This is a genomic window from Paraburkholderia sp. SIMBA_054 (assembly GCF_046534875.1).
GTDB classification, from domain to species: domain Bacteria; phylum Pseudomonadota; class Gammaproteobacteria; order Burkholderiales; family Burkholderiaceae; genus Paraburkholderia; species Paraburkholderia hospita.
Genome location: NZ_JAWRXV010000024.1, coordinates 140,122 through 154,318 on the forward strand (window position 1 = coordinate 140,122; position 14,197 = coordinate 154,318).

General features: G+C 60.1%; 10 protein-coding genes. 6 read left to right on the forward strand and 4 right to left on the reverse strand.

The features are described from left to right. The first annotated feature begins 6 nt into the window (after window positions 1–6). A complete protein-coding gene (locus SB822_RS27660; RefSeq protein WP_007737143.1) occupies window positions 7–744 on the forward strand; it encodes a 4Fe-4S dicluster domain-containing protein in 738 nt (245 codons plus the stop codon). Window positions 745–768: 24 nt separating this feature from the next. Beyond that, window positions 769–1,722: a dimethyl sulfoxide reductase anchor subunit family protein gene (locus SB822_RS27665; RefSeq protein ID WP_009771091.1), complete on the forward strand. Its 954-nt coding sequence runs from the start codon at window positions 769–771 to the stop codon at window positions 1,720–1,722. Between the two features lie 175 nt (window positions 1,723–1,897). Here the strand turns inward: SB822_RS27665 and SB822_RS27670 are convergent, their stop codons facing one another. Further along, window positions 1,898–2,317: a c-type cytochrome gene (locus tag SB822_RS27670; RefSeq protein ID WP_410856108.1), complete on the reverse strand. Its 420-nt coding sequence runs from the start codon at window positions 2,315–2,317 to the stop codon at window positions 1,898–1,900. Next, window positions 2,310–3,878 (reverse strand): flavin monoamine oxidase family protein, encoded by a 1,569-nt coding sequence (locus SB822_RS27675; RefSeq protein WP_410856109.1) that lies wholly within the window; start codon window positions 3,876–3,878, stop codon window positions 2,310–2,312. The genes SB822_RS27670 and SB822_RS27675 overlap by 8 nt, the downstream gene beginning before the upstream one ends. A 782-nt stretch (window positions 3,879–4,660) precedes the next feature. On the opposite strand from SB822_RS27675, the gene SB822_RS27680 reads away from it, so the two are divergent. From SB822_RS27680 to SB822_RS27690, 3 genes are all read left to right on the forward strand, one after another. Next, window positions 4,661–6,721, forward strand: coding sequence for a carbon starvation CstA family protein (locus tag SB822_RS27680; protein ID WP_079487261.1), 2,061 nt, complete (start codon window positions 4,661–4,663; stop codon window positions 6,719–6,721). A 2-nt stretch (window positions 6,722–6,723) separates the two neighbouring features. Next, a complete protein-coding gene (locus SB822_RS27685) occupies window positions 6,724–6,993 on the forward strand; it encodes a YbdD/YjiX family protein (RefSeq protein ID WP_007737158.1) in 270 nt (89 codons plus the stop codon). Between the two features lie 536 nt (window positions 6,994–7,529). Then, window positions 7,530–10,793: an AAA family ATPase gene (locus SB822_RS27690; protein WP_410856110.1), complete on the forward strand. Its 3,264-nt coding sequence runs from the start codon at window positions 7,530–7,532 to the stop codon at window positions 10,791–10,793. Window positions 10,794–11,169: 376 nt separating this feature from the next. Here SB822_RS27690 and SB822_RS27695 read toward each other — a convergent pair whose 3' ends face one another. After that, the gene (locus SB822_RS27695; protein ID WP_100216135.1) at window positions 11,170–11,679 is read right to left on the reverse strand and encodes a lipocalin-like domain-containing protein; all 510 of its coding nucleotides are present in this window, start codon (window positions 11,677–11,679) and stop codon (window positions 11,170–11,172) included. Between the two features lie 629 nt (window positions 11,680–12,308). On the opposite strand from SB822_RS27695, the gene SB822_RS27700 reads away from it, so the two are divergent. Beyond that, a complete protein-coding gene (locus tag SB822_RS27700) occupies window positions 12,309–12,782 on the forward strand; it encodes a hypothetical protein (RefSeq protein ID WP_410856111.1) in 474 nt (157 codons plus the stop codon). 660 nt (window positions 12,783–13,442) lie between these two features. Here the strand turns inward: SB822_RS27700 and SB822_RS27705 are convergent. After that, window positions 13,443–13,979: a hypothetical protein gene (locus tag SB822_RS27705; RefSeq protein ID WP_242684068.1), complete on the reverse strand. Its 537-nt coding sequence runs from the start codon at window positions 13,977–13,979 to the stop codon at window positions 13,443–13,445. Window positions 13,980–14,197 lie beyond the last annotated feature (218 nt).

Sequence of the window (14,197 nt, forward strand, 5' to 3'; positions counted from 1 at the left end):
CATCGCATGACACAGATGGCGCTCGTAATCGATCTGAACGTCTGCGTGGGCTGCCACGCGTGCGTGACGAGCTGCAAGGAGTGGAACACGTCGGGAGAGGCGGGCAGTCTGGCGGATTTTCGTCCGTACGACGCCGATCCGTCCGGCACGTTCTTCAACCGCGTGCAGACCTACGAAGCCGGCGAGTTTCCACTTACCGACACCATTCATTTTCCGAAGTCGTGCCTGCACTGCGAGGACCCACCGTGCGTGCCCGTCTGTCCGACTGGAGCAAGCTACAAGCGCAAGGAAGACGGCCTGGTGCTGGTCGACTATGACCGCTGTATCGGCTGCAAGTACTGCGCGTGGGCTTGCCCCTACGGCGCGCGCGAAATCGACGAGCAGCGCAAGGAAATGACCAAGTGCACGCTCTGCGCGGACCGCATCTATAACGAGGCGCTGCCCGAGCGCGATCGCAAGCCTGCGTGCGTGCTGGCGTGTCCGACTTCGGCGCGGCTGTTTGGCGATATTCATGATCCGGAGTCGGTCGTGTCGAAGGCGATCCGCGAACGCGGTGGTTATCAGCTGATGCCGGAGTGGGGCACGCGGCCCGCGAATCACTATCTGCCGCGCCAGAAGGTGTCGGCGTGTGGCGGCGAGGCATGCTCGTGCAAGACCTCGCCCGAGGGCGACGAAGTTGCGTCCGTCGAAACGCAGGTCGAACGCGGCGAGCTGCATCTCGCGTCGATCGCGACGCGGGTCTGAAGCTGAACGTCAAGGGAGAGTGGCATGAATCCGGCTTTTTCAGTGGTGTTCCTTACGACGTTGATCGGAGCGGGGCAAGGGTTGCTGATCGCGCTGGTCGGTGTCGAGGCGGCGTTGTGGTTGGGCTTCGGCGATGCAGCCGCCGTGCCACCGATCCTGTATGTCGTCGGCGCCGCTCTGTCGTGTCTGCTTGGCGCATTGGGGCTCGTCGCATCGTTCTTTCATCTCGGTCATCCCGAGCGCGCGTGGCGGGCCATCGCGATGTGGCGCACTTCGTGGCTCTCGCGCGAATGCCTGTGCCTGCCTGCGTTTCTTGCCTGCACGTTCGCTTACGGTGGCGCGCATGCGTTTGCTTCGCCTTACACGCTCGCGATTGGCTTGATCGCCGTGATCGTGAGTGCTCTGCTGTTCGTCTGCACGGGCATGATCTACGCGTGTCTGCGCTTCCTGCAGGAGTGGGCGACGCCGCTCACGCTGGTCAACTTTGCGCTGCTCGGTTGCGCGTCAGGCTTCACGCTCGCGACGGCCTGTGCCGCGCTGCTCGCGCCCGTGCTCGTCTCGCCGCTCGCCGTAGCGGCTTGCGTGTTGACGCTCGCTGGTTGCGTGTCGCGCGGTGCATCGTTGGCGCGCAATGCACGGCTCAGGCCGAAGTCAACGGTGCAAAGTGCGACAGGTATTCGCGCTACGCGTGTCGAGCAGAAATCGCGCGGGTTCACGGCAGGCGCATTCAATCTGCGCGAGTTCTTTCATGGCAAGACACCTCAGACGCTGAGGCGCATCAAATGGACGTTTATCGTCGCCGGTTTCATCGTGCCATTCGTTCTGGTGGCGTTCGGCGGCAGCGTCCGGTCGATTGGGTTTTCATTCGCGTTGTTGTGTGCGGCGTCCGCGATTCAGTACGCGGGGCTCGTCGCCGAGCGGTGGTTTTTCTTCGCTGAAGCGCGGCATCCGCAGAATCTTTATTATCGGCAGGCATAGGATTCGGTTGTGTTCGCCGGCGACGCTCGCCTTGATTCATTCTGGAGCCTGACGGGGTACAGCTGCCGCTTTCGCTCCGCTTTGAGATCTCTTGTCGAATCCGGGATCTGCAGAGTGACGAAGACCGGGGAAGGGGAGTCTGGCGGCTATTCGGCGATAGCCATGCCACGGGAACTCAGCGCAAACTTCTAACTTGGCTCGGTGTGACGCTTCCGGCAAATCGATTGCCGAAATGGGTTCTCGTGTAGTTGACGACAGCAGCGACCTGATCGTCATTCATCTCGTCTCCAAACGATGGCATCGCCTTCCGGCCATGAAGTACGCTGGTGATGACGTAGGGTGCTGCTTCGACTGCCGGGTTGTCAGCGAGCGCGGGGTAGTGACCCGCGCCCTGTGCGCCTTTTCCATCCGGCATATGGCATCCCGCACATGTAGCGTTGTAAAGCGCTTCGCCGCTTATTTCGGTGAAGCGGTAGCCCGGCGAGATCGCGAAGGTGCGTGGTACGTCCTGTGCCACGGTCTGGGCCGACACCGTCGCGCTTCCTGTCAGCAAGACCATCAGCATCACGCTGAGGATCAGCGCCGGCCTATTCATTGACGATTCTCCGATGCAACCGGGTGATCGCATCCAGTGACGACAGCACGGCGCCTTCCTGCCATGCCGGGATATGAGAAGCGTGCTCTCCAGCAAGGACGATCCGTCCGTCGATCTGACAGAGATTCGCGTAATGCGCTTTTCTCAACGCATCCGTCCATGCGGCGAAGCAGCCATTCGTGAACGGTGATCGGCTCCAGCTCATCGCGAAGCCCTTCTGGTACTCGCGCGCGTACTGCGGATGAATCTGGCTGCCCTGGCTCAATGCCACCGCGATCCGTTCGGCAGGGGGCAGCGCACCCATCTCATAGCTGGCGGGCCCCCACATGTAGGCGCCGAGCAGCACCGCTGGGCCGATCGATCCGTAACCTGTTGCCGGATAGCCGATCGTCGAGATCGGCAGGTCGGTATGCGTGATGCCGCCGTAGATCTGCTCGTCTTCTTCCCAGAATCGTCGGCCGAATTGCAACCCGATTTTCACCGATGTCTCGTAGGGCACCGCATCGATCGCGGCGCGCATGTCCGGGCCGACGGCAATGTCGATCTGACTCAGAATCGAGAGCGGGATGGTGCACACCAGCCAATCCGCGTGCGCGTTCCGTTCGGTCCGGGTGGTCGTATCGGTATAGCGCACTGTGACACCTTGCTCGTCCTGCAAGATGGCCGTGACTCTGGCGTTGAACACTACGGCGCTTGCGACCTGCGAATGAAGCGCATGGGCAATCCTGTCCATGCCGCCGACGGGCTGGAAAATGCTGCTCTGATAGTCCTGTTCGTTTCCAGACGAGAGCCATTGCCACAAACGCGATGCAAGCAAGGGGTCGCGCGGGAGCAGATTCGACGGCACGGCCGGGGGCATCAGACCACCGCCATGCGCGGTCGCGAAGCCACGGCGCTCACTGCTTCGCCGCCCCGCCTGATAGCCACCATCCCGATCGAGCGCACCCCATTGGCGCAGGGATTCGAGTAGCAGATGCGCATCTTCGACCGACAACGCATCATCGAGTGCGTCCTTGCGGATTGCTTTGGAAAGCAGTTCGGCGATATAGCCTTGATAGTCGGTCTGCACCGCGCGGAATCGTTGCGGCTTGCCACCAAAAGCCTCCGTCGAATGCAGGTATGCGTTGTAATTGACCTGGATGAACGGCTCGAGCGGCACCTTCAGGCGTTTTGCATAGTCGAGTACGCCCTGGTGGTGATACGGAATGCGCCATGGCCCTGGGTTCAGATAAAGCCCGTCAGCGAAATCACAGTCCTGGGTGGCACCGCCGAGTTCTGTATAACGATCACCGCCCCTGACAGTCCAGGCCCGACCGCCCGCGCGGTTGTTGTACTCGAGCACCTGCACGTGGTAGCCCGCGTTCCTCAACTCAAAGGCCGCGACGAGGCCGGCCATGCCCGCGCCGAGCACGAGAATTCGTGTTCCTCTGGGTGCGCCATCGAGTCTGACCGGTCCGGCGTAGGTCGAGGTAGCGGCGAACCCAAGCGTGCCCATGCCTTGCATCATGGCGGCCGCGCCGAGGTTCTTGCCGATCAGCGTCAGCAGGTGCCGGCGGCTCATCGCATTTGTGGTCATTCTCGACATAAGGACGCGGTGCCCCGACTGGAGAGAAGCGATGGCGAACGAAATCAGATCTCATGCCAAATTGCAAATGCATGAGTCATCTGGATTTGTCTGCTTGAGGATTGCGTTTGGGCGTACTGCAACGGACTAGTTCATTTTATGCGATGACCCGTCGAGCCTCGTAAATCGAACACCAGAAACACCGGTGGTGAGCACGCGATGTTGGTCGTCGCGCCCCTCGTTGCGGCGTGAACGTCAGGAGGCTGCCTACTTCGACTGAAATCGGGTTTGAGAAGAATTAAAACCATGAACTGTTTCTCATCACCACGTGCGACTGTCCATTACCAGGACGGCCGACTGCCCCTCCTCGTAGGTCGGGCTCGCCCGGACGCGTGAGAGGGCAGCCGGCCAATAGTTGTCGTCCGCGAGACATACCAAGCCGTCATTCCAACTCGTGAGCGGTCGGTGAGGGGGCGCGTGCTGCCAAACACGCCAGGCTGCTGCTGGCGGCGCATGGCCGGACGTTTGGACAAACTCTGAGGAGCATCGCGGTAACGGGCCTTGCCAGTCGAAGCGACGCGCCGGGTGCTGGCCTCGCGGTGAGTGCGCAGGGGAATCGCGTCTTGCGGCACCTCAGAGCTGGGTGTAGCCTGTTTTTCGCTGGACCCCGTAGTGCCGGGATGCGAGCGCGCTGCCAGGCGGTCAACCACTGAAGAACACCGGTACATAAGTTGCGCGGGAATGGTTCTGCCACGCGTTGTTCGAGAGAGGGAGACGTCATGAACAAACTTGTGTCCATTCTTGTGTGGGGTCTGCTGGCCGCCGTCGGCGCTTTTGCCCTTGCTACCCTCGCGCTTGGGCGCGGTGAAAGTGTGAATGCCGTGTGGCTCGTGACCGCGGCCCTCATCGTTTATTTCATCGCATACCGCTTCTATAGCAAGTTCATTGCCGAGCGCGTGCTGCGGCTCGACGATACTCGCCAGACCCCAGCCGAGCGCCACGACGACGGTATGGATTACGTGCCGACCAACAAGTGGGTGCTGTACGGCCATCATTTCGCCGCAATCGCCGGCGCCGGTCCGTTGGTCGGTCCGGTGCTGGCAGCGCAGATGGGCTACCTGCCCGGTACGCTATGGATCCTCGCGGGCGTCGTGGTGGCCGGTGCGGTGCAGGATTTCATCGTGCTTTTCGCGTCAGTGCGCCGCGACGGCAAATCCCTTGGCGAAATGGTCAAGATGGAACTGGGCCCGATTCCCGGCTCGCTGGCTCTGGTCGGCGTACTAGCGATCATGATCATCATTCTCGCGGTCCTGAGTCTGGTGGTGGTCAAGGCGCTCACGTCCAGCCCGTGGGGCCTCTTCACCATCGCAGCGACAATACCGATCGCGTTGCTGATGGGCGTCTACATGCGGTTTATCCGCCCGGGGCGGGTGGGAGAAGCGTCCCTGTTCGGCGTCGTGCTTTTGCTCGCCTCGATCTTCCTGGGGAAGGCGGTCGCCAACGATCCCACCTGGGGGCCGCTCTTTACCTTGACCGGCCCGCAACTGGCGTGGACACTCATTCTGTACGGCGCCGTCGCCTCCAGCCTGCCGGTGTGGCTGATGCTCGCGCCACGCGACTACCTGAGCACGTTCCTGAAGATCGGCACTATCGTAGCTCTCGCGGTCGGCATCTACGTCGTCGCCCCGACTCTTTCGATGCCGCGGACCACACGCTTCATCGACGGTACCGGGCCGGTCTTCTCCGGCGCACTCTTCCCGTTTCTGTTCATTACGATCGCCTGCGGCGCGGTCTCGGGTTTTCACGCGCTGATTTCTTCCGGTACCACACCGAAGATGATCGAGCGCGAGTCGCATATGCGTCTGATCGGATTCGGCGGCATGCTCGCCGAATCATTCGTTGCGGTCATGGCGCTGACGGCGGCCTGCGTATTGCATCCGGGCATCTACTTTGCGATGAATGCGCCGGCGGCGATTATCGGCACCACCGCCGCACAGGCTGCGCAAGTCGTATCCGGCTGGGGCTTCACCATCACGCCGGATGTGATCACCCAGACGGCCGTGAACATCGGCGAGACCAGCATCCTGTCGCGCGCGGGCGGCGCCCCGACGCTCGCCGTTGGCATGGCGCAGATTCTGGGCCAGGCACTCGGCGGCCAGGCCATGGAGGCTTTCTGGTATCACTTTGCGATCCTCTTCGAGGCGCTGTTTATCCTGACCGCCGTGGACGCTGGCACGCGGGTCGGCCGCTTCATGATCCAGGACATGCTAGGCCACGTCTACCGGCCGCTCGGCGACACCCAGTTCCTGCCAGCGAACCTGCTGGGCACCGGCCTTTGTGTGGCGGCGTGGGGCTACTTCCTCTATCAGGGCGTGGTCGACCCGCTGGGTGGCATCAACACCCTCTGGCAGCTTTTCGGTGTGGGCAATCAGATGCTCGCAGGCATCGCTCTGTTGCTCTGCACCAGCGTGCTGGTGAAGATGAAGCGCGAGCGCTACGTCTGGGTGACGCTGGTGCCGACAGCGTGGCTCCTGATTACCACGCTCACCGCCGGCGTCCAGAAGATCTTCCACAGCGACCCCAGGATCGGCTTCCTGGCGCTCGCGAACAAGTTCAGCGACGCCGCCGCGCAGGGGACTGTGCTTGCGCCTGCCAAGTCGCTTGCGGAGATGCAGCGGGTGGCCTTCAACAACTATCTGGACGCGGCTGTCTGCGGCTTCTTTGTCGTGCTGGTGCTCGCGATGTGCGTCTTCGCCATCAAGATCTGCTTGCAGGCGCTGAGGCAGGCACAGCCCACCGTCGTCGAGACGCCCGCTGTTGTGCGCGCTCAAGGAACCTGATCATGAAAACGATCTTCAATTCCAAACGCCTGGCGGTGCCGGTTCAGGCCACGAACCGCCGCCCCAGCAGCAATACACTGGCGACACAGCTATCGGAACTTGCGCGCACCATGCGCGGAGCCTGCATGCAGATGTTCGGCATCCCGGACTATGAACGCTATGTCGGCCACATGGCCTCGCGTCACCCCTCCGATCCGATACTGTCGCGGGGCGAGTTCTTCATTCTGTCCATGGATCGCAAATACGGTCGCAACGGGCCGAGGTGCTGTTAGCGCGGCTCGTGATATCCATGGTCGTGCTTTTTGGCAGAAATCGCTCAAGTTGATCGCCGAGCACCGCGGGACCGGGATTGTTTCGGTCGTCGCGTCCCGTTACCAGCTTTTACAGGGGGGGTGAGTCGAATCGGCCGATCGCGAACGTCGCTGTGCGGGCCAACTGCAGCCGTTCGCCCTCGTCTTCGCACGGCCATTCAGAGGACCGTTCTGGTCAGATAACGGACCTTCGCGCTGGGACACGGTCGAGCGCCCAAGCGGACGCGAACTTGCGACCCAGCCCGGATGTCCCACACTTCAGCCTCCGCGGAAAGATCTGACACGCCGGTTTGGACACGGAACCACGGCAAGCAACAACCTCACAACCAAGTTCGGCTGCCTTCAGGAAGCGGAATAAATCGTACGTTAGCCGCACCGCACAACGACTGGAATCAAGCACTTTGGAATGCAGCCCGCCGCCGCGCTGATTGTCGACAAGCGCGGAACAAATATGTTTCCTACCATTGCATGAGGAAGCCGCCTTCAGGAGACAGCCGGTGGGAAGCATTGCGGAGTGGTTAGCATCACTCGGCTTGTCTGAGTATGTCCAGGTCTTTGCCGAGAATGGTATCGATCCCTCGGTCCTCCCCGATCTCACGGACCAGGATCTCAAGGATCTTGGCGTCTTGCTTGGGCATCGCCGCAAAATGCTGCGCGCGATTGCCGAACTTGGCTACAGCGCCGTTGCAATATCTCCGGTCGCGGCCGCGCCCGTCCCGGGTGATGACGCGGACCGACGCCAGCTCACCGTCATGTTTTGCGATCTCGTCGACTCGACTGCCCTGTCGACGCGGCTCGATCCGGAAGACTTGCGGAAGGTCATCGGCGCCTATTACCGGGGTTGCGCAGATATCGTTACTACGGCCGGTGGTTTCATCGCAAAGTACCTGGGCGACGGTGTACTGGCTTATTTTGGTTATCCCCGGGCGCACGAGGACGACGCGGAGCGGGCGGTACGCGTGGGACTGACGCTTGTGCGATCCATCGGCAAACTCGATTCCGGAACGGACGAGAGTTTGCGAGTGCGGATCGGGATCGCTACCGGTGTCGTGGTAGTCGGCGATCTCATCGGCGAAGGCGCAGCCCTGGAGCGTGGCGTTGTAGGTGAGACGCCTAATCTCGCTGCCCGGCTGCAGACGTTGGCCGAGCCCGGAACAGTGGTGATTTCTACGAGCACGCAGCGGCTTACGAGCGGGCTGTTTGACTACCGCGACATGGGCCTGGCCACTGTGAAGGGTATGGGCGACGCAGTGCGGGTTTGGCAAGTGCTCGGCCCCAGCAGGGTCGAAAGCCGGTTCGAGGCGCTGCATGGAACCACACTGACACCAATCGTCGGGCGCGACGAGGAGATCGAGCTGTTGCTGCGCCGATGGCGGAGGGCGAAGAACGGTGAGGGACAGGTAGTGCTACTGTCGGGCGAATCGGGTATTGGAAAATCGCGGCTGATCACTGCCCTTGAAGAGCGGCTTCAATTCGAGCCGCACGACCGCTTGCGGTATTTCTGCTCACGCCGCCATCAAGACAGCGCTTTCTATCCGTTCATTTCCCAGCTCGAGCGTGCGGCCGGCTTGCGGCGTGAGGATACCGTTGAACAACGTCTCGACAAACTTGAGGCGGTGCTCGCGTTCGCCGCCGACAATCTGCGCGAAGCTGCTCCGCTGGTGGCGGCGTTGCTATCGATTTCGACGGAAGGTCGATACCCAAAACTTGACCTCACACCGCAGCAGTACAAGGATAAGACGCTTAGCACGATCATTGCGCAGGTCAAGGACCGGGCAGGACGCCAGCCGCTGCTGATATTGTTCGAAGATGTGCATTGGGTCGACCCCAGCTCGCTCGAAGCACTGGACCATCTTGTCAATCGTATTGAAACCCTGACTGTCCTGCTGATTATCACCCTGCGGCCTGAGTTCGTATCTCCTTGGATCGGCCGCCCAGAGGTGATGCTCCTTACTCTCAATCGTCTTCATCCTCGGCAACGAGCCGAGATGATCGAGCAGGTAACCCTTGGCAAGGCGCTGCCGAAAGAGGTTACAGACCGGATCATCGAGCATACGGACGGAATACCGCTATTCGTCGAAGAACTGACCAAGACAGTGCTGGAGAGCGGCGTACTGCGCGAGCAGAACGGGCGCTACGTCCTCGATGGTCCGCTGCCACCACTGGCGATCCCGATGACGTTGCACGCTTCGCTGATGGCGCGTCTCGATCGCCTGGCCCCGGCGCGGGATGTAGCGCAAATCGCCGCTGCAATCGGCCGGCGATTTTCTTATGAGGTGATCAGCGCGGTCGCGTCGATGCCCAAAGAGCGCCTGGACGACGCATTGGATCACCTCGTCAGCGCCGAGCTGGTTTTCCGGCACGGGGCACCACCGGATGCGGAATACACTTTCAAGCACGCCCTGGTGCAAGACGCCGCGTACAGCTCTCTGCTGCGGGATAGACGACAGCAACTGCATGCCCGCATCGCAATGGAACTTGAGAGTCATTTTTCTGACATAGCGGAGCAACAACCGGAAATCCTGGCCGAGCACTGCGCCCAGGCCGGATTGACGGGGAAGGCGGCCCGGCTATGGCGGCGTGCCGGTCACAATACTGCAAGACGCGCCGCGCATCGCGAGGCGTCGATTCTGTTCGAGAAAGCTTTGACTGCCTACGCGGCCCTGCCATCGTCGGCCGAAACACTCGGTGAAATCATCGACATCCGATGGGATCTCCACCACTCGCTTTATCCGCTGGGAGATTTGGCACGTGACCGGGTGAATCTCGAGACCGCGGAACATCTTGCCGAAGGGTTCGGCGATGAGGAACGCCTATCGCGTGTTTTATCAAGGTTAACTTACACGCTCGGTTCGCTAGGCGATCTGACAGGTGCCGTCCAGGCGGGCGAACGCGCCCTGGCGTTGGCAAAGCGGCGAAGCGATCCCGATCTGAAAGCTCGGATCAATAGGATGCTGGCAAGGTCGTGGTATGGCCTCGGAGACTATGAACGCGCGCTGGGACATGCTCGAAAGGCGCTAGATCTCCTGCATGAAGGCTCCGGCCACGGCCCGCACGATGAGTCTGACCTAACCGCCGCGGGCGTCAGCGCTCGTGTCTGGCTGACGTTGTGTCTTGCCGAACTCGGCCGATTCGACGAGGCTGCCGTCCTTGGACAAGAGGCGACCGACCTCGCCCGAGGGATGAATGGGCCAGAGGAGCGGATCTTTGCTGGCTTCGGTGTCGGACGGATGCACCTTATTCAAGGCAACCTCGACGTCGCTGTTGAGGCACTTGAACCAGCACTGGCCATGTGCAGGAACGCTGAGTTTCCAATCTACGCTCCTCGGATAGCATCCTGTCTGGGAGCGGCGTATGCGTCACTGGGCCGGACCGATGAGGCACTGGCTCTTCTGGAAGAGGCAGTTCGCATAGCGGCGGCGAGTAATTTAACGTTCGGACAGTCGGTAGTGCTCTCAAATTTCGGTCGAGTGTGCCACCTCGCAGGTCGACAAGATGAAGCCCTCACTCATGCACATGACGCCATTGATCTTGCACGAGCCTCCGGCGAACGAGGCAATGAAGCTTGGGCATGGTGCCTGTTGGGGGACATTGTCCCGGATGGCAACGCTACCGCGCCTCGGATTGAGGAAGCTCACAATCACTATTGCATGGCGTTGATGATCGCCCAGGAGCTTGGCATGCGTCCGTTACAAGCACAGTGCCTCAATAGACTCTCCCGGCTGCAAAAAGATGGTCAAAACACTGACTGTTCAACGTAGCAACTGGGTCGACATTGAATTTTGCGAATCTTTCCATAAGGCCGACCACTCGCCGTCCCGCGTGACGAACCAAATGGCAGTTGTACCTCGGAAGCCGCCCTTGATTTCTCGCTGGGTCGAAGGGCTTCAAAGGGTCGCAAGTTCGCGTTCGACAGCAGCGAAAGCTGACATTCGCGGTCGCGGCAGTGCGAATGGCAGAAGAGCAACCTAAACCGCCTTACCAAAGGTGAGACGTGAATGTCAGCTGGGGCCTGGACATACTCGACGGTTATCAGGGAGGTCGGATGCGAAGTAGCCATTCGAGTGACGACTTCAGACAGTCAGGGCAACCTGAGATCTCCCATTCGCGGGTATTGCCCAGCGCTTCGCGTCGCCCCTACTTGCTATTTTCCCGTTGCCAGACGACTGTTGACGCGCCGTATCCAAAGCTACCCGGCGTGACATATGTCAATCGGTCGCCTTCAATGACGAATGGTCTCGCCTGTGTTTCGCCATCCCAGTTCGGAAATGTTCCCTTCCGAATGTGAAATTCGATCATATGCGCTGCGGGATCGACTTTGTACGTCCCGAAATGCGCGACACTCCCCTGCACAATCTGTCTGTTTTCGTCCCCAGTCGCTGAAAGACGATCCCCCGATGCAAGCCGCGGCAAGTTCGAACGGAGAGCGACCAGGGTGTATCGCCCATCGGCGCCAAAGACGAGTTGACCTTCGGGGCGCTCGCCCAGAATCTCCACCGGGCTTCCGCTTTTCAGAATCGTGAGTGAGACAAGCTTCCAGGTGCCGACCAGGCTGGCCGTCGTTTGAGCACACGCCACTTGAGAGGCGAATAGTGTCGATGCCCATAGCGCAGCGCCGATGAGCAAGGCGGTTTGATGACCTTTCATGAAATTCTCCATCACGGATGTCGGCGCTTGACTGGATAACCGCAGGGAACGGATCGTTGTTTCTTCTGACCGCGACCAGCGCGGTGCTATCAGCCCCTCCAGAATCCTGGCGGGCATCGCATCGGTTCGCGGCAAGGCGGCACTCTGAGTCTAGGCGTGACGACACCTTCTGCCATATGTCGTTTGCCATATGGGCGAACGGCTACCCGTGAATAAGAATCGTATGGTGGCGACAGACGATTCGCGCGCAGACTCCGAGTCAGAGGCAAATTCGGGCGTCGCCACGATGCGAAGCCTTGGGACACGATGTAGGGTTCTTGCTCGCCGGCGATTACGGAACGACCAGTCAGATAACCAGAGACCTATGGGTTTCCTATAGGGGCGGCCGGTAGTCGCGTGAGGTTGCCACGACAAGCCTTCAACTACGCAACTCTCGTTGAGGCCCCGAAGCGCCATTCGCAACGGCTCACGTTGGAACGAAATCCGCACACCGCATGAGGCCGCTCCGGGTCCATGAACGGACCGAACTACTATGTAATTTTAGCGATTGCGCGGCAGTTGGCTTTCCGAAAGTGAGGAAGAAGCACGCAGGTCAATCCGAGGATGCCGATCGATCATAAGAGGCGCACATGCACACACTGACTCCCATCATGCTTGCCATCGTACTGTCTTTGTGCTGCGAGATGGCTGCGGGCGACCTGATTTCAATACCGAAACAAGGTACCGCGACTTATGTGACTTACTACACCGGTCTCGCGTTGGCCAACCTGGATATGAGCGATACCGGTCATGCGCTGTTGATAGAACTGTTTGGCACCACACGCAACATGGACGATCAGAAACTCTTTAACGACATGTCGGTGCACTGCCTCTGCTACCGCGTGACCGGTAGCGGAGAGGTCGGCGGGGCCGGTGCCTGCACCATGACGGATAGCGATGGTGACCAGCTATATACGACGTTCGACGCTGCGGCACAGGCTCATACACTAATCGGCGGCAGCGGGAAATATAAGGGGATTTCTGGCGCTGCGCCGTACACTTCGCCCGGTCCCGGGCTCAGTTGGGGCAGCAGCGTCGCCAAGTTGACATGGCAGTTCAGATAGTTCTCGCGTGCGTCGTCCGCCACGCCCGCGCGGCCCACAAGGTTTGACCGTACCTGCTGCGCAACTAGAAGATCGATCGCAGCGGCTAGGTCTGGGCACTGGACACGACGTACGTGCCGATGGCGTGCGAGTTTGTCTATCAAGGCAGAAGCAAGATACGAACGGGGCAGTTGCGAGATGCGGTAAGAGAATATGTAGTTGGAGCGCGGTGCAATCATCCCGAGGAGAAGGGACGGACGGTTCAACATGCCATCGCAACGCTTGAACTCAACCGTGCAAGCGATCCAATCGTATATTCTGAAATGGACGAACAAATTCAGAAACGCACTCACACCAAATACCTGATGCCAAGAAGTGAGGATGCTTCCCGGAAGCGATACGTTGCGCGAGTTACTCCTGGCAGCCAGGCTTGGACGAGCTTCGACCGGGTTCGGCCATGAACGGACCTTCGACGTTCGGTCATTAGCGTCCGGATCGCGGCGAATTACCGCCGTTTGGTATGCAAAGCGCAACGAGCAACGTGTTGCGATAAAGTCGGTGCCGACACGCCGCGCGATTTGCTCAAAACACTGTTATCTCATCAGCAAGCTGCGTCGTGTGGATTGGTACGCGACCAATTCGATGCTCTCCCTCTCGCGGCTATCGAACACACCGAGCGAACTAGGACTTACAGGAGCTCGTCGACCTGAGCGGATACGGTACGGTGGAGGTGCCATTTACACTTGAGACAAGTTCGCGCGCAAAGATCTCGTCAGGTCCATTGTTGTCTTGGACCAAGATCTCGTAGTCATGCCCATGCTCGGGCACGAAGGTGCTTGCTTTCGCCGCGTCGGTCACCCTGTACCGCTTCCCGTTGATAAACTGTTCGCTCGAAATCCGCGCATGAACCGTCATTGGCTGGTCAGCTGGGACAATGTACTCGTGGAAATACCGAGCCGCGTCGGATGGCACGGGCATGCCGACGGTCTTGTTAGACAGGCTCGACAAGCCGGGTTTGGACGCGACGAAGTGCTTGGCCTCACCTGTAACGCACGGGGTGTTCAAATAAAGGATCACGTTCGCTCCCCAATACACACGCACGCGAGCTTCCGTTTCCGGGTGATAGTCCGCCGCAGTCTGAGACGGCGTCCCCGCGCAGGCGCACAGCAGCACTGAGCTCACAATTGAAACGAACAGTGTGGAAGTATGACGTGTCATTGGGTGTGTATCCGGGAGAATGAAGGCGAGCGCTTGAAGCGATATAACCAGCGTGACTGAGTATCGAAAGTTCGCGCTATCTATATCGGCCTCGAGTCAAAAAACTTAAATTCGAAGGCGGGCCCGCCATCGTGCGTACGCTGGGCGTTGTTGCATAAATCGGTGTACCGCGCGCCGATCTGACGTTTACGCGCAACGGTAGTGACGGCACCCCTGTT